General features: G+C 63.0%; 23 protein-coding genes. 11 read left to right on the forward strand and 12 right to left on the reverse strand.

Annotated features, from left to right (window positions below; translation table 11 throughout):
• Positions 1-8: 8 nt before the first annotated feature.
• The 4 genes from O0879_RS19135 to O0879_RS19150 form a co-directional block, all read right to left on the reverse strand.
• On the reverse strand, positions 9-386 hold the full coding sequence (locus tag O0879_RS19135; protein WP_034781728.1) for an HPF/RaiA family ribosome-associated protein: 378 nt from the start codon (positions 384-386) through the stop codon (positions 9-11).
• A gap of 224 nt (positions 387-610) precedes the next feature.
• Positions 611-1,276 carry a DUF1345 domain-containing protein gene (locus tag O0879_RS19140; RefSeq protein WP_099665226.1) on the reverse strand — a complete coding sequence of 222 codons (666 nt, stop codon included), beginning with the start codon at positions 1,274-1,276 and terminating at the stop codon, positions 611-613.
• A gap of 40 nt (positions 1,277-1,316) precedes the next feature.
• Positions 1,317-2,588: an MFS transporter gene (locus O0879_RS19145; protein WP_289913378.1), complete on the reverse strand. Its 1,272-nt coding sequence runs from the start codon at positions 2,586-2,588 to the stop codon at positions 1,317-1,319.
• 77 nt (positions 2,589-2,665) lie between these two features.
• The gene (locus O0879_RS19150) at positions 2,666-3,691 is read right to left on the reverse strand and encodes a CDP-6-deoxy-delta-3,4-glucoseen reductase (RefSeq protein ID WP_251349880.1); all 1,026 of its coding nucleotides are present in this window, start codon (positions 3,689-3,691) and stop codon (positions 2,666-2,668) included.
• 12 nt (positions 3,692-3,703) lie between these two features.
• Here O0879_RS19150 and O0879_RS19155 point away from each other — a divergent pair, with 12 nt between their 5' ends.
• The 4 genes from O0879_RS19155 to O0879_RS19170 all read left to right on the forward strand — a co-directional run bounded on the left by O0879_RS19155 (position 3,704) and on the right by O0879_RS19170 (position 5,907).
• Complete coding sequence (locus O0879_RS19155; protein WP_289918202.1) at positions 3,704-4,621, forward strand: SDR family oxidoreductase; 918 nt, start codon at positions 3,704-3,706, stop codon at positions 4,619-4,621.
• Between the two features lie 83 nt (positions 4,622-4,704).
• Entirely contained in the window at positions 4,705-4,965 is a 261-nt protein-coding gene (locus tag O0879_RS19160; RefSeq protein WP_034759943.1) for a hypothetical protein, read from the forward strand.
• Positions 4,966-5,155: 190 nt separating this feature from the next.
• Positions 5,156-5,425 (forward strand): hypothetical protein, encoded by a 270-nt coding sequence (locus O0879_RS19165; protein WP_077400508.1) that lies wholly within the window; start codon positions 5,156-5,158, stop codon positions 5,423-5,425.
• 242 nt (positions 5,426-5,667) lie between these two features.
• Entirely contained in the window at positions 5,668-5,907 is a 240-nt protein-coding gene (locus tag O0879_RS19170; RefSeq protein WP_029496207.1) for a hypothetical protein, read from the forward strand.
• Between the two features lie 87 nt (positions 5,908-5,994).
• On the opposite strand, the gene O0879_RS19175 is transcribed toward O0879_RS19170, so the two are convergent.
• From O0879_RS19175 to O0879_RS19185, 3 genes are all read right to left on the reverse strand, one after another.
• A complete protein-coding gene (locus O0879_RS19175) occupies positions 5,995-6,711 on the reverse strand; it encodes a hypothetical protein (RefSeq protein WP_289899922.1) in 717 nt (238 codons plus the stop codon).
• Between the two features lie 189 nt (positions 6,712-6,900).
• Positions 6,901-8,760 (reverse strand): CHASE domain-containing protein, encoded by a 1,860-nt coding sequence (locus O0879_RS19180; protein WP_289918206.1) that lies wholly within the window; start codon positions 8,758-8,760, stop codon positions 6,901-6,903.
• A 201-nt stretch (positions 8,761-8,961) separates the two neighbouring features.
• The gene (locus O0879_RS19185; protein ID WP_251349883.1) at positions 8,962-10,728 is read right to left on the reverse strand and encodes a glutamine--tRNA ligase/YqeY domain fusion protein; all 1,767 of its coding nucleotides are present in this window, start codon (positions 10,726-10,728) and stop codon (positions 8,962-8,964) included.
• Between the two features lie 161 nt (positions 10,729-10,889).
• Between O0879_RS19185 and O0879_RS19190 the strand changes: the two genes are divergently transcribed.
• From O0879_RS19190 to O0879_RS19205, 4 genes are all read left to right on the forward strand, one after another.
• Positions 10,890-11,183 carry a DnaJ domain-containing protein gene (locus tag O0879_RS19190; RefSeq protein ID WP_010395442.1) on the forward strand — a complete coding sequence of 98 codons (294 nt, stop codon included), beginning with the start codon at positions 10,890-10,892 and terminating at the stop codon, positions 11,181-11,183.
• Positions 11,184-11,279: 96 nt separating this feature from the next.
• A complete protein-coding gene (locus O0879_RS19195) occupies positions 11,280-11,792 on the forward strand; it encodes a hypothetical protein (protein WP_034781751.1) in 513 nt (170 codons plus the stop codon).
• Positions 11,782-12,570: a hypothetical protein gene (locus tag O0879_RS19200; RefSeq protein ID WP_289899924.1), complete on the forward strand. Its 789-nt coding sequence runs from the start codon at positions 11,782-11,784 to the stop codon at positions 12,568-12,570. Before O0879_RS19195 ends, O0879_RS19200 begins: the two co-directional genes overlap by 11 nt.
• A gap of 19 nt (positions 12,571-12,589) precedes the next feature.
• Positions 12,590-13,462, forward strand: coding sequence for a hypothetical protein (locus O0879_RS19205; protein WP_077400518.1), 873 nt, complete (start codon positions 12,590-12,592; stop codon positions 13,460-13,462).
• Between the two features lie 28 nt (positions 13,463-13,490).
• On the opposite strand, the gene O0879_RS19210 is transcribed toward O0879_RS19205, so the two are convergent.
• Complete coding sequence (locus tag O0879_RS19210) at positions 13,491-14,393, reverse strand: LysR family transcriptional regulator (protein ID WP_289918210.1); 903 nt, start codon at positions 14,391-14,393, stop codon at positions 13,491-13,493.
• A gap of 107 nt (positions 14,394-14,500) precedes the next feature.
• Between O0879_RS19210 and O0879_RS19215 the strand changes: the two genes are divergently transcribed.
• Entirely contained in the window at positions 14,501-15,775 is a 1,275-nt protein-coding gene (locus O0879_RS19215; protein ID WP_289918211.1) for an MFS transporter, read from the forward strand.
• A gap of 5 nt (positions 15,776-15,780) precedes the next feature.
• Here the strand turns inward: O0879_RS19215 and O0879_RS19220 are convergent, their stop codons facing one another.
• Positions 15,781-16,434, reverse strand: coding sequence for a hypothetical protein (locus O0879_RS19220; protein ID WP_289918213.1), 654 nt, complete (start codon positions 16,432-16,434; stop codon positions 15,781-15,783).
• Positions 16,435-16,601: 167 nt separating this feature from the next.
• On the opposite strand from O0879_RS19220, the gene O0879_RS19225 reads away from it, so the two are divergent.
• Positions 16,602-16,928 carry a hypothetical protein gene (locus O0879_RS19225; protein WP_289918216.1) on the forward strand — a complete coding sequence of 109 codons (327 nt, stop codon included), beginning with the start codon at positions 16,602-16,604 and terminating at the stop codon, positions 16,926-16,928.
• 5 nt (positions 16,929-16,933) lie between these two features.
• Here O0879_RS19225 and O0879_RS19230 read toward each other — a convergent pair whose 3' ends face one another.
• Both O0879_RS19230 and O0879_RS19235 read right to left on the reverse strand, forming a co-directional pair.
• Positions 16,934-17,806, reverse strand: coding sequence for a LytTR family DNA-binding domain-containing protein (locus O0879_RS19230; protein ID WP_289918218.1), 873 nt, complete (start codon positions 17,804-17,806; stop codon positions 16,934-16,936).
• Positions 17,803-18,933 (reverse strand): histidine kinase, encoded by a 1,131-nt coding sequence (locus tag O0879_RS19235; RefSeq protein ID WP_289918220.1) that lies wholly within the window; start codon positions 18,931-18,933, stop codon positions 17,803-17,805. The genes O0879_RS19230 and O0879_RS19235 overlap by 4 nt, the downstream gene beginning before the upstream one ends.
• A 197-nt stretch (positions 18,934-19,130) precedes the next feature.
• On the opposite strand from O0879_RS19235, the gene ugpQ reads away from it, so the two are divergent.
• Positions 19,131-19,871, forward strand: a complete 741-nt coding sequence (ugpQ, locus tag O0879_RS19240) for a glycerophosphodiester phosphodiesterase (protein WP_289918221.1) — start codon at positions 19,131-19,133, stop codon at positions 19,869-19,871.
• Positions 19,872-20,008: 137 nt separating this feature from the next.
• Here ugpQ and O0879_RS19245 read toward each other — a convergent pair whose 3' ends face one another.
• On the reverse strand, positions 20,009-22,066 hold the full coding sequence (locus O0879_RS19245; protein ID WP_289918222.1) for a TonB-dependent receptor: 2,058 nt from the start codon (positions 22,064-22,066) through the stop codon (positions 20,009-20,011).
• Positions 22,067-22,182: the final 116 nt, after the last annotated feature.

Genomic DNA, 22,182 nt, shown 5'->3' on the forward strand with positions numbered 1-22,182 from the left:
GGTGGGGATTACTCGGCGGTTTCTTCCGCTTCGGCCGTATCGATCACGGCATTCTTGCCGGTGGCGTGGCGCTTGCTGTCTTGCAGGCGGCCCAGGGCGCTATCGATGGCGCGTTTCAGTTTGTCGGTGGCGCCGGCAACGGATTGATGCACGGTGGCGTTCTGTTCGGTCACGGCGATCGGTTGATAGCCAGCAACGCGTGCTTCCATGACGCAGCGGATATCGTCGGCGCCGCCTTTCGGGCCATTCGTGTCGCTGATGTGGACTTCGATGCGGGTCAGGTTGTCGCGGAAGCGGTTCAGTGCGCTTTCAAGTACGGATTGCACATGTTCGTTCAGTCCAGCGGTGTTGGCGATGGTGCTGTCGGTATGAATATTGATTTGCATATGCTTACTCCTGTCAATTCAAAAAAAACCCATCTCAGGCGCCTTGCATGGCAGTGGTCAAATCCGCTGCCAGGGCGCGTCGGCACCTGGTTCTTGCCTCATGCACTTGATCCCTGTGCATGACTTATCTTACTCCTCTTTCCAGTATTTCAAGAGGGTGCGCACGATTAAGATGAGCTTAACCCTTCAGCCAGGTCAAGTTTCCACTACGAAATTATTTACCCTCAGCCATTGATGAGGCCGGCCGCGATATTGATCGACAGTCCCAGCACGACCAGGTTGAAGAAAAAGCTCAACACGGATTGTCCCAGCACGATTTGCCGCATCATGCGCGTCTGCACGGAAACGTCCGACGTTTGCACGGCGACGGCGATGGTGAAGGCGAAATACAGAAAATCCCAGTAGTCGGGGCTTTGCTCGTCGTCGGGAAACTTCAGGGGGCGCAGCGCGGGGTCGGCCTGGTAGTACAGGTGGGCGTAATGAAAGCAGAACAGGGTGCCGACGAGGAACCAGGAGCCGACCAGGGTGAGGATCGTCAGGCCGTAATGCAGCGCGCGCTCGTCCGGCGCCATGTCTTTCATCGAGGACAGCTGCGAAACGATGGCTACCAGGCTCATCACGGATGCGACGGACAGGGCCGACAGGACGGTTGCCGCCCGCTCATCCTGGCGCGCCGCCATGGCTTTGACCTTGTGGTGGTTGGCGCGCATCATCATCCAGGCCATCGTCGCCAGGTAGAACCAGACGGCGACATTCCACGCCGTCAGCAGGCGCGTCATCTGTTGCCAGGATGCGGGCAGCAGCAGGCCGGCCGCCACGCCGATGGCCGTGGCCATGCTCAGGTGGGGGCGGCTGCGGATGAAGCCGTGGAATGGAAGCGTGATTTTCATGGTGCGGATTCGTGTCAGTGGCGATAGCGCATCTTAGACCCTATGCGCTCGCCGTGGTGGCCGTCCTGGCGGCTGCTTCCTTCTCGTGGTGGGGGAAGCGGTCCATGCGCGACAGCACGGGGAACAGCACGGCCCAGATACCCGTCACGGCCAGGGTGGCGGCGCCGCCGAAGAGCACGGCGCGCACGAGGCCGAACCAGCCGGCCGTCAAGCCCGATTCGAATTCGCCCAGCTCGTTCGAGGCGCCGATGAAGACGGCATTCACGGCGCTGACCCGGCCGCGGATCTCGTCCGGCGTCTCGAACTGCACCAGCAGGTGGCGGATGTAGACGCTGACCATGTCGCCGGCGCCCATCAGGAACAGCGCCGCCAGGGCCAGCGGGAAATAGCTGGTGCTGCCCAGCACCAGGGTGCCCAGGCCGAAGACGGCCACGCCGCCGAACATCCACGCGCCCACGCGGCGCGTGATGGGAAACATGGCCAGCGCGATCGAGCACAGGGCGGCGCCCGCGCCCGGCGCCGTGCGCAGCAGGCCCAGGCCGCTGGGTCCGGCATGCAGCACGTCATGCGCCAGCGCCGGCAGCAGGGCTGTGGCGCCGCCGAACAGCACGGCAAACAGGTCGAGCGAAATGGCGCCCAGCACGATGGGCTTCGACCAGACGAAGCGCAAGCCTTCGAGCAGGGTATGCCAGCTGACGGGTTCGCGTTTCACCACTTGCGGCGCCGGGGTGGTGGCGCGCATCAGCAGGACGGACACGACCAGCAGCGCGGACGAGATCAGATACACGACCTTGGGGCCGAAGTAGTACAGCAAGCCGCCCAAAGTCGGCCCCAGGATGATGGCCACGTGCGAGCTCGACGAACTGAGCGCGACGGCGCGGCTGAAGTGTTGCGTGGGCACCATGTTGACCAGCACGGCTTGCGTGGCCGGCATCATGAAGGCGCGCGCGCTGCCGAACAGCACCAGCACGGCAAACACGGGCCAGACGATGGAAATATTGCTTAACGTAAACGCCAGCAGGGCCAGCGCGCACGCCAGTTGCGCCGCCAGGCACCACGCGATGATGTTGCGGCGGTTGTAGCGGTCGGCCACGTGGCCGGCCGGCAAGATGAGCACGAGGAAGGGGGCGAATTGCGCCAGGCCGATCAAGCCCAGGTCGAACAGGCTGCCCGTGATCTGGTACACCTGCCAGCCGATGGCCACGCTTTGCATCTGCACGGCCACCGTGCCCAGCACGCGGGCGGAAAGATAACAGGCGAAGTTGCGGTGACGCAGGATACTGAAGCCGTTGCCGGCAGAGGCGAGAGACATGAAATTTCCAGGAAACAGCGGGGTGGAGCGGTGGCGGCAGCGGATGCCGCGCCAGCAGCACCCCGCTGTCTGGATGCTTACTTGGCCAGGTCGGCTTCCGTGGTGAAGGCGTCCGCGTAGAATTCGTCGGCCGGCAATTGACACAATTGCACGAAATCGCGGTTGGCTGACTCGACGACGATCGGTGCGCCGCAGGCATACACTTGATACGCGGACATGTCCGGCAAGTCGGCGATGACGGCCTGGTGCACGAAGCCCGTGCGGCCTTGCCACGCGTCTTCCGGCAGCGCGTCCGACACGACGGGCACATAGGTGAACTGCGGCAAGTCGGCGGCCCACTGGCGGCACAGGGCATCCATGTACAGGTCGTGTGGACGGCGGCCGCCCCAGTACAGGGTGATCGGACGCGGCGACTGCTCGTTGATCATGTGCTCGACGATGGCTTTCAAGGGGGCGAAGCCCGTGCCCGAGGCCAGCAGCACGACGGGCTTGTCGGAATCTTCGCGCAGGAAGAAGGTGCCCATCGGGCCTTCGAAGCGCAGGATGTCGCGCTCCTTCATGCTGCCGAACACCTGGTCGGTGAACAGGCCGCCCGGCATGTGGCGGACGTGCAGGCTCACGGGGCCGCCTTCGACGGGCGCGCTGGCCATGCTGTAGCTGCGGCGTTTGTTGTCGCGCAGCATGATTTCGATATACTGTCCGGCGCGGTAGTGCAGGCGCTCGCTGGCTGGCAATTGCAGGGTCAGCACGACGACGTCGGGCGCGACTTTTTCGATGGTGGTCACGCGCGACGGCATTTTCTTGATCGGGTAGTCGCTGCTGCCCGCCACTTCGCGCGCCTGCACCACCAGGTCGCCCTGGGGCACGGCGCAGCACAGCAGCGAGTAGCCGGCCGCCGCTTCATCTTCCGTCAGGGAGCGGGCCTGGTATGGCTTATGCTGTACGCTGCCGGACACGATCTTGCCCTTGCACGAGCTGCAGGCGCCGCTTTTGCAGCTGTACGGCAGGCCGACGCCGGCGCGTATCGCCGCCGACAGGACGGTTTCGTCCGCTTCGCAGCTGAATTGGTGGCCGCTGGGCTGAACAGTAATTTGAAAAGTCATACAATCCTTGAGATGAAAAATATGTTAATGCACTCTTTGCGCAAGCCGTCAGGCTTGCCGCGCTTGCTGATCCTGGGCTGCGGCGACGTCGGCATGCGGCTGCTGCCCCTGCTGCGCGCGCGCTTTCGCGTCTTTGCCGTCACCAGCCAGCTGGCGCGCTGCGCGCAGTTGCGGGCGGCCGGCGCCGTGCCCATCGTGGCCAACCTCGACGAGCGCGCCAGCCTGAAACGGCTGGCGGGACTGGCGACGATGGTCGTGCACCTGGCGCCGCCCATGTCGTCGGGCTTGCTGGACCGGCGCACGCGCAATCTGGTCGCCATTTTACCCGAGCATGCACGCATGGTGTATGTGAGTACCAGCGGCGTGTATGGCGATTGCGGCGGCGCCTGGGTCGATGAGACGCGGCCGACGGCGCCGGCGAATGCGCGCGCGAAGCGGCGCGTGGACGCCGAACAGGTCTTGCGCGGCTGGGGCGCGCGCCGCGGCGCCAGCGTGGCCATCCTGCGCGTGCCGGGCATCTATGCGCAAGACCGCCTGCCGCTGAAGCGCTTGCGCGAAGGCACGCCAGCCCTGGAAGCCAGCGACGATGTGTACACCAACCATATCCATGCCGATGACCTGGCGCGCGTCATCGAGCGGGCCTTGTGGCGGGGCAAGCCGGGACGCGTGTATCACGCCAGCGATGACAGCGAACTCAGGATGGCCGAGTATTTCGATGCCGTGGCCGATACGTTCGGCTTGCCGCGCCCGCCGCGCCTGCCGCGGGCCGAGCTGCGGCAAGTGGTCACGCCGATGCTGCTGTCGTTCATGTCCGAATCGCGCCGCCTGCACAATACCCGCCTCAAGCGCGAGCTGGGCGTGCGCCTGCGCTACGCGCGCGTGGCCGATGCCTTGCAGGCGATGGCAGCCGATGGCGCCGGCATCGGGTAAAATGGCCGGTTATCTGCGCACTTTGCTGGGCCGGCGCGCAGCGCGCCGTTCCCGCGCTGCGCCACTCACTTAAGGACTACAGCATGAGCACCCTCACTTACGAAGAATACCTGGACGAGGTCACCACCGTCCTGACGGAACTGTACGACCTCGACGACGAGGCCGCCATCAAGCTCGTCGTGGCCGCGCAGGACGCCGAATTTTTTGTCCCGCACGATGCGCATGAGGAAATGCGTACCGTCGAACAAGCCAAGAAAGATGCGGTCACCTTGTTCGAGCGCAAGCAGAATCGCCAGCAAACGCAGGAAAAGCAGCAGCAGCGCGTGCGCCAGCAAAAGAAATAAGAATATGGGCCTGGCCGCTGGGGCCATGGCGCAGTACGGGTCTCGGCGCAACACCGGGGCCGTGACCTTTGACGCAGCGCAAACGCGTCATGGCGCGCTGGCGATATGGTGAGCAATGTCGTCACGCGTCTGGGCTCTTGTGGCGGGCTCTGCATAGCGTGACGCTGTTTCCCGTCAGCAGGAGCGAGCCATGCGAGCTACGAGTCACCCCAGCAAGGAACAGGTACGCGCTTACATGCGCCGTCGCGAACGTGCGCTGCAGCCGCCGCCGCCGCCCGATGAAATCCGCCGGCAACTGGCCTGGTGCCGCGTGGATGCCGTTTCGGGTACGTGCCCGCTTGCCACCCCGGCCGGCGTGGCCGCGCAAGGCTGGCATCTATCTGCCGAAATGGCGCGCCTGAGCGCCCTCATGGCCATAGCTTGGCTCATGCATAGCGGTGTTGCTCATCGTAAAAATTGATGACTTGCAGCAAATTTTTCCAATTTGAGTTATCCTCTAGCACATTCCAAGTGCGTCAATTCTCTTCAATTATCACAATTTTGCGTTAAGTTACGCAAAAATCAACAATAGCGTGTATTATATTGTTTGCGGCGTAAAAGCCGCATAAGTGATGGCGCTTTTTAGTGTGTTTACCCTGAATTATTGCAGAAGAGACATTCGGTTTCTTTTTGCTCTAATACAACAAGTACGGATTTTCGATCATGTCTCTCAAACAAATTACCTCTTTGCCTACCTACAACCCGAATCGCGTCCTCGATGCGATCATCGACAAGCTGCAACTGAAAAACGATGCCGCCTTGTCGCGAGCCCTGGAAGTGGCGCCACCGGTCATCAGCAAGATTCGTCATAATACCTTGCCGATCGGCGCCACGATCCTCATCCGCATGCATGAAATCAGCGATTTCAGCATTCGTGAACTGCGCGAGTTGATGGCTGCCTAAGAGCGCCTGACAGACGGCAAACTGAGAGGTGCCGTCTGGGTACGTCAGGCTTGCCGCGTGCGGCAGCCACATCTGTTTTCCGCTTTTCTATTGCGGGTCGCGGTTCAGCACCGGACGATCGACATAGAAGCGCCCCATTTCCAGGCCAGTCGAGGACGACTTGACCACCGCTGCGGCCAGTGAGGCAGGGGCGCTGGAAAATGCGGTGCTGGCAGCCCCGGTCGCGCGGCCCGAATACGCCGTCGCCTGCACTGCCGCACTGGAAAACGCCGTTTGCACGGCCCGGCCCGAGTAAGCCGTCGCTTGCACCGCCGCACTGGAAAACGCCGTTTGCACGGCGCGGCCCGAGTAAGCCGTCTCCTGCACCGCACGTCCCGAATACGCCGCCTGTACGGCGCGCCCCGAATACGCCGTTTCAGCGCGGATATAATCTTCCCCGAACGTTTGTTCATACAACTGCTTCATGCGCTCGCCCACGCGATGGTGCGCCGCTTCGTCGTCTTCGCCGCGCAAGCCGATGTAGGGGAAGTGATGGAGGAAGTAGCCGAACACCTGTTCGCAGTCGGCCGCATATTTCAGGGTATCGAGGATGTGGTAGTGCCAAAAGGTATCGACGTCCATCAAGGGCGCCGTCTCTTCTTGCGGAAACTGTTTCATCAGGATCAGGAAGCGGCGGTATTCGAATTCCACCGCGTTGGCCTTCTCCAGACTCCATCCTTCGCCTGACTCCCGGTGCATCAGTTTGACCTTGATCGCGTCCAAATTCAAATCGGCAATAGCCTTGAAACTGTCGTTCGTATCCATGAATGTCCTTTGGTAAAGAGCGTTGTGGGAAATACGGTGAAACAAGGGAAAGCGGCGCGTGTGTACTCCTGGCAAGTAGTCGAGGAATGCCTTGCCCATGGCGGGCAGGCGCTAAGTTGTTCTACATCAATATTGCATCTTATTACGAAATATGCAAGCTGAGCTTGATTCATGCGGGGCGCGTGCCGGTCAGCCGCTGGCCCGGCTTTCTTCCTCGTAGGGAAACGCGGTGGCGTCCGCGCCCAGCGGCACGCTGACGTGCACGCTCATGCCGGCGCCGGGGCTGCTTTCGATGTAAAAAGTGCCACCTAGCAACTTGATGCGTTCCTCTATCCCCACCAGGCCAAACGAACCGAGCTTGTTGCGCCCGTCGATGGCCGCGCCCACGCCGTTGTCGCTGACGCTCATCGACACCGTATCGCGGCACTTTTCCAGCTTGACTTGCACGCGGCTGGCATTCGCATGCTGGGAAATATTGCTGAGCGACTCTTGCAGGATGCGGAACAGGGCCGTCGCGCATTGGTCGCTGAGGCAAATGTCGTCATGGCTTTCGCTCACTTCGCAGGCAATGCCCGTGCGCTGGCGAAATTGCGCCACCTGCCATTCGACGGCCGCATTCACGCCCAGGTCCAGCACGGTAGGGCGCAAGTCGTTGATGATCTGCCGCACGCTCTTGATGGTGGCGTCGATCTGCTCCAGGGTCGAACGGGCGCGGGCGTTCAGGCGCGGGTGGCGGCGCTGCGTGCGCGAGGCCAGCATGTCGGCGTCGATGCGCAAGACGAGCAGGTTCTGTCCCAGGTCGTCGTGAATTTCGCGCGCGATGCGCTTGCGCTCTTCTTCCTTGATTTGGTCGGCGTGCGCGGCCAGGCGGCGCAGTTTCTGGTGCGACAGTTGCAATCGGATCTGGCTGGCGCGCAACTCCTCCGTCATGCCCGTCGCCATCTGGATGGCGCGCCGGCGCGACGATGCCAGGGTATGGAACAGCACATACAGCAGCATGGTGCTGGCAAAGCCGATCAGCAGGGCCAGCCACGGCAGGAAGGCGTCGAAGCGCGAATACAGGTCGCTCTTGCGCACGCTGAACAGCGCTTGCCAGGCGCGGCCATTGTGCTCGATCAGCAGCGTGCTGCTCAGGTAGCGGCCCGAACTGCCGGGCTGCCACCATGGCGCATGCATGCCCGCCGCCGTGCTGTCGAAGATGGGGCGCATGTCGTGCGGCAACTGCAGCGGCACGTCCCGCTGTTGCAGCGCCTGCGGGCCGATATCGAACAGGGTCAGGCGGACGTTGCGTACCGGCATGTCGGCCAGCGCGCTGCGCATCATCGTCACCAGGTCGTAGCCGATGCCGACGGAACCCTGGTAAGCGGCGCGCCTCTGCTCCACCGTCTCGACGGGCATGCCGAAACGGTACACGGGCAGGCGCATGGCCATGCCCGTCAACTGGGGACGGCCGTCCATCGGCACGGGCACGCCGGAATTGCTGATGTGGCCGGAATCGCGCGACTGCGCCAGCGCTTCGGCGATCTGCGGGCGCGAGGCGATGTCGTAGCCATACTTTTCCGGGGCGCTGGCGATCGGCTCGATGTATACGAGCACGGAATACTGGGCGCGCGGGCCGGGCGGGTGGATGGCAAACGCCGGATAGCCGTCGCGCCCGGGCGGATAGTCGCGCCGCATGGCCGCTTCATAAGCGGGGCGCTGCGTCTCGTCGAGTTCCTGGCTGTAATTGAGATTCATCACGCCCGGATAGTTCTGTTGCAGGGCGATGTTAGCCACGTAGCGGTGGAATTGCTCGCGGCTTACGTGTTCGTTGGCCTGGAACAGGCTGGCCGTGCCGCGCAGCAGGTTGGCATACGACTTGGTGCGCGATTCGATGTTTTTCTGGGTGTTGCGCGCCAGATTGTTGAATTGTTCGCTGGCATCGCTTTCGATCGACAGCGAAGCGGCCATGTAGAACAGCAGGCCCACCATTGTCGACACGACAAAGCCGAACAGCCACAGCGGTCTTTTTTCAGCAGCTAAGGGGTGTTCGCCGGCAGTAGAAGACATCGCCATCCGCATCAGGAAGAGGAATCGGGTGCCGCCTGTGTGGTGGTGGCTGTACTCAGTTGCACAAGGACTATCGAAATTGCAAATTGCTCAATAGCTGCCTAATATACAAAACTATCGTGAATATAGTCAACAGGCAATATTTCTCTTTGAAACGAAAAAAAACCGCCGCAGCGGTTTTTTTCGTGTGCCGTCCAGCCCTTATTTGGCGGGCTGCCAGCTGTCTTTCAGGGTGACGATGCGGTTGAAGACGGGCTTGCCCGGCTGGCTGTCGACCCGGTCGGCCGCAAAATAGCCGTGGCGTTCGAACTGGAAGCGCTGCTCCGGCTGGGCCAGTTCCGCGCCCGGTTCCAGCCACGCTTGCACCACTTCCTTGGCCAGCGGATTCAAGGCCAGCTTGAAGTCCTTGCCGCCCGCGTCCGGCTGCGGGTCGGTAAACAGGCGGTCGTACAGGCGCACTTCGGCGGGAATGGCCGTCGGCGCGCTGACCCAGTGCATATTGCCCTTGACCTTGTAATTGGCGCTGCCTTCCGTGCCCGACTTGCTGTCCGGGAAGTAGGTGCAATGCACGGCGATGACCTTGCCGTTTTCATCCTTGTCAAAGCCCGTGCACTCGATCACGTAGCCGTAGCGCAGGCGCACCTTGCTGCCCGGCTTGTCGTCGATCGGCGGATACAGGCGGAAATAGCCCTTGTTCGGCACTTCCATGAAGTCGTCTTCCTCGATCCACAGCTCGCGCGAGATGGGGAAGGTACGCAAGCCGCGCTCCGGGAAGTGCGGGTGCACGGGCGCCGTGCATTCCACGCTGTCGTTTTCAGGGAAATTGTCGATGATCAGTTTCAACGGACGCAGCACGGCCACCGAACGGGGCGCCTTCGGGTCCAGGTCTTCGCGCAAACAGCCTTCGAGCACGCTGTAGTCGATCCAGCCGTCGGATTTCGTCACGCCCGTGCGTTCGCACATCAATTGAATCGCTTCCGGCGTGTAGCCGCGGCGGCGCATGCCCACCAGGGTCGGCATGCGGGGGTCGTCCCAGCCGTCGACGATTTTTTCTTCCACCAGCTGGCGCAGCTTGCGCTTGCTGGTGACGATGTAGGTCAGGTTCAGGCGCGAGAATTCGAACTGGTGCGGCACCGGTTGCTGGAAGAAGCCGCCGGCGGCCAGGGTTTCCAGCAGCCAGTCGTAGAATGGGCGGTGGTCCTGGAATTCCAGGGTGCAGATCGAATGCGTGATGTTTTCCAGCGCGTCCGAGATCGGGTGCGTGTAGTCGTACATCGGATAGATGCACCAGGCGTCGCCCGTGCGGTGGTGGTGCGCATGGCGGATGCGGTAGATGGCCGGGTCGCGCAAGTTCATGTTCGGCGAACTCATGGCATCTTCGCTCATCTTCGCGCGCAGGATGTGTTCGCCATCCTTGAACTGGCCCGCCTTCATGGCGCGGAACAGGGCCAGCGATTCGTCGCGCGGACGGTCGCGGAACGGCGAATTCTTGCCCGCCTGGCCGAAATTGCCCCGGTTGGCGGCCATGTCTTCGGCGCTCTGGCTGTCCACATAGGCAAAGCCGGCCGTGATCAGGTACTCGGCCATCGCGTACAGCTGGTCGAAATAGTCGCTCGCGTAATGCAGGTGGCTCTGGCCATCGGCCTGCTTCGGTTCCCAGTCAAAGCCCAGCCATTTCACGCTGTCCATGATGGTGTCGACGTATTCCTGCTCTTCCTTTGCCGGGTTGGTGTCGTCGAAACGCAGGTTGCACTGGCCGGCGTAATCGCGCGCCAGGCCGAAGTTGACGCAGATCGACTTGGCGTGGCCCACGTGCAGGTAGCCGTTCGGCTCCGGCGGGAAACGCGTGATCACCTGGGGCAGGCCGGGACGCACATGGGCGCCGGCAGCCAGGTCGGCTTCGATGATGTTACGCAAGAAATTGGGCGCCAGCGCCGGCGCGGCGTTATTCGGTTTATCGTTGCTCATTGATCAATGCGGAAGAGTGACAGTAAAAAGCATTTTACCGTACCGCAAGCGCTTTATAAGCACGTATTTGCCCCCATTTCCCGGCATGCAAGCGACGCGGACGCCGTTCTATAGGATAATTCGCCTTTAATTAGTAGAAAAACGTGACCCCGGAGCCTTTTATGGAAAATTTATATAACGTCCTCGGTGTCGCGCCCAATGCCAGCGACGATGAAATCAAGAAGGTTTACCGCTCGCTGGCCATGCGCTTCCACCCCGACCGCAACCAGGCACCCGGCGCCGAGGCGCGCTTCAAGAGCGTCACCAAGGCGTATGAAATCCTGGCCGACCCGGCCAAGCGCGCCGAATACGACCAGAGCGTGAACCACCGCATCATCATCGATCCGGAAGCGGAAGCCTATGCCCTGTGGTGCGGCGTGTTCCGCCTCCACGGTACAGTATTACCTGCCGATTAAATCGATGCGGCCCGCATCAGCCGGCCAGAATTACTTGAAAAACAACAACAACGGCGCTGTTAATCCAGCGCCGCGCATTACATTGGAAAGCACAGTATGAGAAGAGTACACCCTGAATTCGCGTATCAGTCGCGCGAGCTGGAAGGCCAGATCGAAGGCATCCTCGGCGATCCGCCGAACCGCAAGAACTACAAGAGCATGGTCGACGCGCTGGTGGGCGAATACGCGAGCGGCGGCGGCATCGAAGACGTGAACATGCTGGCCTTCGCGCTGGTCGACCACATCACGTTCAGCGACCCGAAAGGCTTGCTGGCCGAAAGCGAAGACTACGAATTCGGCGATACGGCCCGCGTGTTTTCCATGGCCGCGTGCGCCGCGCCGGAAGCGGCCAAGATGTACGCCGCCATCGAGGAAAGCTTCCCCGACCTGGCGCGCCAGGCCATCATCACGGCCTTCCTGCACAAGAATCCCCGCCTGTGGGACGACGACGACCAGTCGCTGGACCAGCTGGCCGCCAATGACGACGGCGACGACGAGCACGATGAAGACGAAGCGACCGACGATTTCGCCCAGATGTTTGACCAGGATGGAGATGACCATGGCCGATAATAATGATCAAAAGAGCAATCTTCCCGCGCTGACGAAACAGGTCACGGAGCTGGTGCTGTCCGGTTCGCTGGGCCACGCCGAGCAGGCGTTTGCCGACGCGGCCGACCAGTACGGCGATCTTGCCGTGGTGGAAGTGCTGAATGCCATCCCGCCGCAAGTGACGGCCCTGCACCTGGCCGGCTTCGACGGCGGCAAGATGTCGCTGGCGACCTTGTTGGTGCCGCCGAAAGCCTGGGCCGACAGCCTGGCCTTCATCGCCGCCACCTGGAGCGACGACCAGATCGAGGATGATCCGGAACGCATCGCCGAAGCCCTGTTCGCGCACATCCACGGCGTGGTGTTTTCCACCGACGACGCCGAGCGCCGTCGCGAGCTGCTGCTCGAAGCGTCCGCCACCGACTGGGGCGCCACGGCGTTCGCCATCCTGTTCTCGATGGCGCCGAAGGAAATCCTCGAAGTGGCGGGCGAGATCGTCATCAAGGGACCGTATGTGACGGGCGTGACCTCGTCCGACAACGACGTCGTGCCGCTGGCCATCGAGCTGGCGCAAGCGAATGAAGACGGCTGGGACCGCTCGCTGTTCGAACTGTTCCCCGACTTCCGCCACAGCGCCGACCTGGCCGACGCGGAATACTCGGACGACCCGGACGAAGAGCCGACCATGTTGCAGCGCAGTACCAAGGAATTGCTGTACCGCCTGCGCAAGCAAGTGCCGAGCACGCGCAGCGCGCCGCGTTCCAGCACGCGCCGCAGCCTGGGCACGGGCATTTTCTCGTAATGAAAGCAGGGAACGTCTAATGCTGCCAGCAATTGTTGTAGAGAATCTTCCGCGCCTGGTGCGCGCCATCAAACTGTTGCCGGGCGACCCGCGCGAAGACGCGGCCCTGAACCTGGCCGATGAATTGACGGGTATCACGGCCATGGTGGCCGAGAAGTTCACGAATGAACGCACGGCCGACGGCATCCAGAAAGCGCTGTATCTGACGGTGGGCGGCGTGTCCTTGGGCCTGGAGCAGGCCGTCACGCATGAAGGCGACCAGGCCGCGCTCGATTTCCTCGTCGAGCACGGCGCCGAGCACGCGTTCCAGGTGGGCTTTCGCCTGATCAAGGAATTGTCGCAGCTGCCCGAAGACGCCCTTGTCGGCGAGTACGACCAGGACCCCGTCTACCTGCAGCGCCGCCTGCGCGAGCTGTTCATCGATATTTGCCAGGCCGACCCGAACCAGAACTGGGCCGGCTATGAAAAGTATGCGTTGCAGTTGCAACAGCGCAAGGAAGTGCAAGCCGTCGTGCGCCTGGCCGGCTGGCTGCGCCGCCACCACGACAATGGCCCCGTCAGCGACAGCGACTTGAATGCCGAGGGCGTCATCGCCCTGGCCATCATCTTCGCCATCGAAGGCGGCGGGCGCGTCATCGCGCGCACGGGGCAGAAGGAGTTCGAGCGCTTCGTGCGTTCCGTGCGCAAGAACAAGCCCGACTTCGAAGAAGGCTGGGCCGCCCTGGTGGCCAAGGTGCCCGTGCAGCATCACCCGGTGTTGCTCGACCGCATAGCTTCGTACCGCCGCAGCTGCACCGTCGTGCATAAGATCCTCACGCGGGCCAGCATGAAGAGCCTGTTCGAGGACCTGGAAAACTATGCGGGTTCGGAACTGGACGCCGACTACTCGTAATGCAGTACGTGGGCCGGCGCCTGCCGGCCTACGCTCCCCCTTCCAGCGCCGCTTCCTCGGCCAGTTTCACGAACGCCGCCACCAGCGGCGACGTTTCTTCTTCCCTTTGCGCCAGTAACAGACTGGTCGTCGCCTGCGGGTCGTCGATGGGGCGGTAGCACACGCCATCCATGCGGATGCGGTCGAACGAGGCGGGCAGGACGGAAATGCCGCAGCCGGCCGCCACCAGGCCGATGATGGTCGACGCCTCGCCCGCTTCCTGCGCCACCTGGGGCACGAAGCCGGCCGCCTTGCACAGGCGGAAGATCTGCGGATAAATCCCCGTGCCCGCATCCTTGGGGTACATGACAAAACCTTCACCCGCCATGTCGGCAATGGCAATCGCCTCCTTGGCCGCCAGCGCGTGGGCGACGGGCAGCACGAGGAACAGCGGGTCCTGGCGCAGTTGCGTCAGCTTGATATCGGAGGGGTACGTCGTTTCCGGCGGGCGCACGAAACCCAGGTCCATGATCCTGCCACTGATCGCTTCCAGTTGATGCAATGTCGCCATTTCGTGCAAGGTCAATGTGACGTGCGGAAAGAGCTGGCGGTAGCGGTTGATGACGGTGGCGAAATACGGCGTGAACGGCGTGGAAAAGGTAAAACCGATGCGCAATTCGCCCGCTTCGCCCCGCTGCGCCCGGCGCGCCGTCACGGCCGCCTGTTCCGACAGGGCCAGGATGCGCCGCGCATCGTCGAGGAACAGCGTGCCCGCCTGCGTCAGCCGCACGGAGCGCTTGTTGCGTTCGAACAACTGCGCCCCCAATTCCGCTTCCAGCGCCTGGATTTGCTGGCTCAGCGGCGGCTGGCCGATGTGCAGGCGCTCGGCCGCGCGCGTGAAGTGCAACTCCTCGGCGACGGCGACAAAGTAACGCAGGTGGCGCAGTTCCATATTCGTCCAGTAATCGTTTTAAAGTATGAGTTGGGCCTTAAATATATATTGGACGATATGAGTTGGCAATCCTAAGATGAAGACTCGCTTCTTTCACGAACACGGCCATGTCTGATTCATCGCTTGCTTATGCCTCCGCCGCCACGCCGGCGCTTTCGCCTGCCGCTCCCGCTTCCCGCACGGCCATCGCCAAGGGTTCCATCGAATTCAAGCGCAGCAACCGCGCGCTGTTCTTCGGCGGCTTTTCCACCTTCAGCTTGCTGTACTGCATCCAGCCCCTGTTCCCGCTGCTGTCGCACCAGTTCCATCTGACGCCGGCGCAAAGCAGCTGGTCCCTGTCCGTGTCGAGCGGCTTGCTGGCCATCTCGCTGGTGCTGCTGAGCGCCGTGTCGGACCGGGTGGGACGCAAGCCGCTGATGGTGGCGTCGATGTTTTCCGCCGCAATATTGACCATTTTGTCCGCGTTCGCGCAGGATTATGCGCAGTTGCTGGCGATCCGCGCCGCGCTGGGCGTGGCCCTGGGCGGCATGCCGGCCGTGGCCATGGCTTACCTGGGCGAGGAAATCGAAGGGCCGTCGCTGGGCTTGTCGATGGGACTGTATATCGCCGGCAGCGCGTTTGGCGGCATGTCGGGGCGGCTGGTGGCATCCATGCTCAGCGATTTCCTGTCGTGGCGCTGGGCCCTGGGCGTGCTGGGCGTGGCCGGCGTGCTGGCGGCGGCGGAATTCTGGCGCAGCCTGCCCGCGTCGAAGAACTTCGTGCCCAGCACCAAGGGCTGGAATGCCTTGCCGCACGCGATCAGGCAGCATTTTTCGGATAAGGGCTTGCCGTGGCTGTTCTGCCTGGCCTTCGTGCTGATGGGCTGCTTCGTCAGCCTGTATAACTACATCGGCTACCGTCTGCTGGCCGCGCCCTTCGGCTTGCGCCAGAGCACGGTCGGCTTGCTGGCCTTTTTGTACCTGATCGGCATCTTCAGTTCCGTCTGGGCGGGCCGCCTGGTGGACCGCCTGGGGCGCCGGGGCGTGCTGTGGATCATGTTGTCGGTGATGCTGTCCGGCATTGTATTGACCCTGTTCGACTCGCTGCCGCTGATCGTCATCGGCATGGCGCTGGCCACCTTCGGCTTCTTTGCCTCGCACTCGATCGCCAGCAGCTGGGTCAGCCGCCGCGCCCGCGCGCCGCAGGCGCTGGCCTCGGCCTTTTATTTGCTGTTCTATTACCTGGGTTCCAGCCTGATCGGGTCCGCCTCGGGCATGATGTGGGGCTTCGACGGCTGGACGGGCGTGGTCGTCATGCTGGGCCTGTGCCTGGGCGGCGGCGTGCTAATCGCCTTGCGCCTGCGCCATTTGCAACCATTGGGGGCGCGCGAAGCCGTCGGCTGAGGCAGCTATTTGGGACACATGCCGATCATCGTTTCCCCCTGCTTGCCCGCGCGCGTGGTCACGCACAAGGTGCCCAGCACGCTGGTGATTTTATAGGTGCGGCTGCCCTTGGCCTCATTCGCGCCGATCTCCTCGATCCTTGACGCTTCATACCATTTCGGCGGCACGGCCGCGTAGGCCTCGGCAAATCCCTGCTGCATGCGCTTGAAGCCCGTGTCGTCGAATTTCTCCCCACCCCGTTGCGGGAATTCCTTGCGTAGCTCCTTGTCGATCTTGCCCACGTCGCGCTTGGCTTGCGCCAGGATGTCGGCCGCGCTGGGCGGCGCGACGACCGTGATCGCTTCCGGAATTGCGGGCGCCGGCGCCTGTTCGGCGGCGGGAACGGGCAAGGGGCGGCTGACGGGCGCCGGCACGGGCAGGCGCGGCGGGCGTGCGGCGGCCGGTTTTGCGTCGGGCAACGGTACGGGGACCGGCTTGGGCGGCGCCGGGAGCGTGTGGCGCAGCCAGGCGATGGCCGGACCCTGCGGCAGGTTCTCGTCCAGGACGGCGCGGGGCCGCGACTGCAAGACGATATACGCAAAGCCAAGGTGCAGCAGGACGATCAGCAGCAGGCCGGGAGCGCGGCGGCGCAGGGTAGTTGGCGAGGTCATGGAGGACATGGTGGTTCAGGTACGCCAATGTATCTGAAGGATTTGATAATTATCTAAAATGTCACCAGTGCTTACAAAAAAGTGCCAGGTGGAAATTTCGATGCCATGGCGGCTGGCGGGGAACCCTGCGCCAGTCTGGTGATCCAACCCGGACACCACGCGAACAGGAGATCATCATGATGCAAGTAAAGGAAGTGGCACGGCGCTTTGGCGCCATTGAACATGCGATCGGCCAGGGGGCCCAGCTGTGCGGCAAGCAGCAGGGCATGCCGATGGACTTGAAGGATTGCATCAACCAGCTGGACCAGCAAAAGAACGCCGTGCGGCAAGCCATCGACACGCAGGACGATGCGCGCATCCGGCAAGCCGTCGACCAGATGGAATCGCTGGGCGACCGCGCCAAGCGGGCATGCGGCACGGCGGCCAGCGTGACGCCGGAAATGAAGAGTGCCGTGCTCAAGGTGCATGATGAATTATCGGACCTGAAGCATCAGCTGCACTAACGGTTTTACATCTGGCGGAACAAATGGGCATATAAAGGGCTGACGCGCAGTTGCGCCGGATGCTGGCGCAGGGTCAGCGACAGCTTGCCGGCCTCGTCGCGCACGGCCGTGGCGATGGCGCTGGCGTTGACGATGGTGCCCCGGTGGATTTGCCAGAATTGTTGCGGGTCCAGCTGGGGCAGCAACTCTTTCAGGCTCGTGCGTATCAGCGCTTCGCTGTCCTGGCACACGACGTTGATGTATTTGTCCAGCGCTTCGAAATACACGACATCGGCCAGGGCGATCATGCGCACGCTGTTGCCGACGGCGGCACGTATCATTTGCAGGCGCGGCGCGGGCGGCAGCATGGCTTGCAACTGGCTCAGCAGGCGGGCCATGTTGCCGTCGCTGGCGGAGTCGGCTGCCGACGCTGCCGTGGCGGCTGGCGCCGTCGCTGGCGTTGGGCTTGCCGTAGCTGTACCGTTGCCGTTGCCGCTGTCGCGCAAGCGTTGCTGCAGGCGTTCCACCGTCTTGCCCAGGCGCGCATCGTTGACGGGTTTTAAGACGTAATCGGCGGCCGCGTGTTCGAAGGCGGCCAGCGCGTATTCGTCGTAGGCGGTGACAAACACGATGTGGGGGAAAGGCACGCCGTCCGGCCACTGTTCCGCCAGTTCTTCGGCCGCTTCCAGGCCCGTCTTGCCCGGCATCTTGATGTCGAGAAAGAGTATGTCGGGTTGCAGCGCCAGGCCTTGCCGCAAGGCTTCCACGCCGTTGGGGCAAGTGGCAACGATGTCGAGCTCCGGCCATAGCCGTTGCAAGGCGTGCGCGAGGGCGGCGGCGAGGATGGGTTCGTCTTCGGCGATCAGGGCGCGCGGCGCGCGTGGGGTATGTGGGCTCATGCGAGGTGGCTCGTAATGGTGGGTGTGATGGTGGGTGGAAGGGGAAGTGTCAGTCGGGCGGTCGCGCCTGCCGGATGGTTGGCGGTCAGCGACAGGCTGGCGGCATCGCCATGCATGCCGTGCAGGCGTTCGCGGATATTCGCCACGCCCAGGTGCGTACCCTTGGTCTGGCCCGGATGATCGAGGCCCAGGCCATCGTCGCTGACGGTGAGCAGCAGCACGCCAGCGTCCGTGGATGCCTGCACGTGGATGTGTCCGCCTTCGATCTTTGGTTCCAGGCCGTGCTGGATGGCGTTTTCCACCAGCGGTTGCAACAGCATGGGGGGCACCTTGATCTGGCGCAAAGTGTCGGGCAAGTCCAGCGTAAAGCGCAGGCGCGCGCCCATGCGTATCGACATCAGGCCCAGGTAGGCTTGCATCAGGGAAAATTCCTGCTCCAGGGTGGTGGACCCGGCGCGCGAGGAAGAGAGGGTGGCGCGCAGATACTGGATCAGCTGGTCGAGCAGCAACTGGGCGCGCTCCGGGTCAAAGCTGATCAGGCCTTGCAGGTTGGCCAGGGTGTTGAACAGCATGTGCGGCTCGATCTGCGCCTGCAGCAGCTGCAGCTGGGCTTGCATAGCCTGGCGCGCCACGGATTCGGCGCGGGCTTTTTCCTGGGCGGCTTCCATTTGCAGGCGGGCAATTTTTTCGCGGCTGGAGAAAAACAGCACGGCGCCGCCCGTGGCCAGCAGGGTGAATACGAGCGTACTGATCATCTGGGTAGGCAGCAGGCTTTCGAAGCCGCCCACGTCCACGCCCGTCAGCCAGCTGAACAGGGTCAGGCCCAGCATTTGCGCCACGGGCACGGAAATGAGGATGATGAGCATGAAAGGCAGGAATTTCGGCCGCTGGCCTTCGCCCCACAGGGTCAGGCGCATGCCGTCGATCAGCAAGAAGGCGATCGTGCCGATGCACATCGAGGCGATCAGGTTTTGCCCGAAATGGCTGCCCGGATTGAGGATGAAGGTAATGACCAGCGCGCAAATCACGTTCAGCGCCAGCGCATAGCGCGCGTCGGGCAGCATGCGGTAGTACGGAGACCTGGCCTTGGCTGCTGGCGCTGCGGCGGATGTTGCGTCGGTTTTCATGGTGGTGTCTGCTGGTAGCGATGGGGCATTGTGTGCCAGCGCAAGCCTGGGCGCAACCGGGCTGCGACGAAACGGGGCTGGCGCGCCGCCATTCGCCGCGGAGGATCGCCAAACGGGGCCGCTTTACTTTTCAGGGCAGGCACGCAATAGTATGGCAAGACAGTCCATATCCATGGAATTGCTATAAAGGAAGCATCATGTGGCCTTATCCACGCACCCTGGCGCACCGCGGCGGCGGCACCCTGGCGCCTGAAAATACCCTGGCCGCCCTGCGCTGCGGCCTGGCCTACGGCTACCGCGCCGTGGAATTCGACGTCATGCTGGCATCCGACGGCGTGCCCGTCGTCGTGCACGACCCCGAACTGGGCCGCACCGTGGCCGGCAGCGGCCTTGTCAACGATTACACGGCCGCGCAACTGGGCGCGATGGAGGCGGGCGCCTGGTTCGGCCCCGCTTTTGCGGGCGAAGGCGTGCCCACCTTCGATGCCGTCGTGAACTATTGCAAGGCGCAGCGCATCTGGATGAATATCGAAATCAAGCCGGCGCCCGGCTTCGACGTGCCCACGGGCAAGACCGTGGCGCTGGCCACGCGCGATCATTTTGCGCAGGAAATCGCTGCAGGTGAATTATTGCCGCTGCTATCGTCGTTCAGCATTGCGGCGCTGGAGGCGGCGCGCCAGGCGGCCCCGGAACTGGCGCGCGGCTGGCTGGTCGAACAGATACCGGATGGCTGGGCGCGGACGGCCCGCGAACTGGGCGTGGTGGCGCTCCATTGCGACCACCAGCAGCTGACGCGCGCGCAGGCGCTGGAAGTCAAGGAAGAGGGATTGGGATTGTTTTGCTACACCGTCAACACCCCCGAGCGGGCCAGCGAGCTGCTGGCCTGGGGTGTGGACGGGTTTTGTACGGACAGGATCGATATCATCAAGGCAAGCTGACAACATTCAGCTCAACAGCGCCTGACAGAAGCGTAGCGAGCGGAAGTGAGATATGGCCGAGAAGCGCAGCTGTGCTATTGCACAGTGAGCATCGCAGGCCGTATATCACGACGCGCAGTAGCTTATGTCAGGTGCTACTAGAACGTCACGCGCACGCCTGCTGCAATATTGCGCCCCGTCAAAGGCGCCGCATTCTTGATGAACGAGGTGTGGCTGTACGCCAGTTCATTCGTCAGGTTGTTCGCCTTGATGTAGAACTGGGCTGGCGTCGTGCCGATGCGCGTGTCGTAGTTGGCGGACAGGTTCAGCATGTTGTAGCCCGGCGTGGCCGTTTCGAACGCTGCCACTTTATCCTGCTTGCCCACGCGGTAGAACTCGGCCACGCCGCTCCATGCCTGCCAGTTGGCGTCGACCTTCACGCCGACGCGCTGGGCCGGGATGCGCGGCAAGTTGCCTCCGCCGTCGGCCAGCTTGGCCCGCACGTAGTCGCCGAACACGCTGGCGCCGAACATGGGGTTCAATTGCTGGCGGATCTGGCCTTCCACGCCCGTGAAGGTTGCGTCGCGCTGCGCGTACTGGATCAGCTGGAAGCCTTCGTGGCTGTCCAGGGTGGAGCCGAAGATGTAATTATCCACCTTGTTGCGGTAGGCGCTGGCCGAGAAGGTCGTGGCGCCCGCGTATTTGCGCAAGGTCAAATCGATATTGTTCGACGTTTCCTTGCCCAGGTTTTGATTGCCCAGCTCATACGTGGCTGTCGCCATGTGCACGCCGTGCGCATACAGTTCCTCGGCGCTGGGCAGGCGGTGCGTGCGGGAAATGGTCGAACCGAGCGAATATTGCGGCGCGAATTTCCACACGGCGCCCAGGGAGATCGACGTGCCCTTGGCGCTGCGGTCTTGCAGGGTGGCGCTGTCGACGGTGATGTCTTGCCATTCGTGGCGCAAGCCCGCTTCGAAGCGCCATTGGTCGAGCTTGTATTCCTCGACCAGGAAGGCTGCGTGTTTCTTCGTTACCGTCGGCGCCACGTACGCTTCTTCGCCCAGGGCGGAGAAATCGCGCTTCGACGTTTGCAGGCCCACCACGCCGCGCCAGCCGAAGACGGGATGGTGTTCCATTTCCAGCCGTGCATCGTGGCCCTTGTTCTTGAAGGTGGTGGCGATTTCCGTGCCTTCGATTTCATCGTGCTTGTAATCGGTAAACGAAGCGCGCAGGCGCAGCTTGGCGAAGCCGGGCACGGGGTCGCGCAATTCGCCGCGCACGTCCCAGCGCTCGCTTTTGAGTTTCACGTAGGGAACGGCGCCATCTTCGTGGTCATGGTCGTGTTCTTCCTCATCGCCATGGCCGTGGCCTTCGTGGCCGCCGCAATGCAGATGCGTGCCGTGCGGGTGGCAGCTTTCGAATTCGTGGTTGTGGCCAGGCAAGCCGTATTCCGCATGCTGGCTCGTGAAGGCCAGGCCCAGGAAGCCGCGCTGTCCCACCCACGACACGCCCACGCTGCCCGTGTCCGTCTTGTTGTAGCTGCCGGCCACCTTGGAACCGCCTTCCCAGCCGCTGCCGACCTTGTATTCCTTCGCGTCGCGCTTGACGCCTTCCGCGTGGAAGGCGATGTTGCCGGAGCCGCCAGTGACTTCAAAGGCGCCCGCCTTTTCGCGCGCGGCCGAGTTGGCGCGCACTTCCGCGCTGCCTTCAAAACCTTTCGCCGGCACGCGCGTGGGGATTTTCTTGTCGATCACATTGACCACGCCGCCGACGGCGCCGCCGCCGTAGGCCAGCGCGGACGGGCCGCGCAAGACTTCGATCTGTTCCGACAGCATCGGTTCGGCCGCGACGGCATGATCGGGGCTGATGGTCGACGCGTCCTGCACTTCCGCGCCGTCGGACAGCACTTTCACGCGCGGGCCATCCATGCCGCGGATGATGGGACGACTGGCGCCGGCGCCGAAATGGCTGGACGTGATGCCCGGCTGGCCGGCCAGGGTTTCGCCCAGGGTCGCTTCGCGGGCGCGCACCAGTTCCTCGCCTTCGAGCACGGTGACGGGCGTGCTCATGTCGTCGCTGCCCAGGGCCAGGGCGCTGGCCGAGACGGTCACGGCGGGCAATGTTGTCGCCTGTTGCGCCAGGGCGCTGGCAGGGGCGGCAAAGGCCAGCATGATGGCCAGCGCGAGGGGAGTGGGTTGGTGAGGACGGACGGACATGGGCAAGAATTCCTTTATCGGCGATCGGTTTGACGGGTCGGGGCAGGCCATTGCCGGATGGGGTGGCTGCCAGAAGATGATAATGATAACCCATTATCATTACTGTGTGACAGTTT

The sequence above is a fragment of the Janthinobacterium sp. SUN120 genome, from assembly GCF_030397735.1.
GTDB classification, from domain to species: Bacteria; Pseudomonadota; Gammaproteobacteria; order Burkholderiales; family Burkholderiaceae_D; genus Janthinobacterium; species Janthinobacterium kumbetense.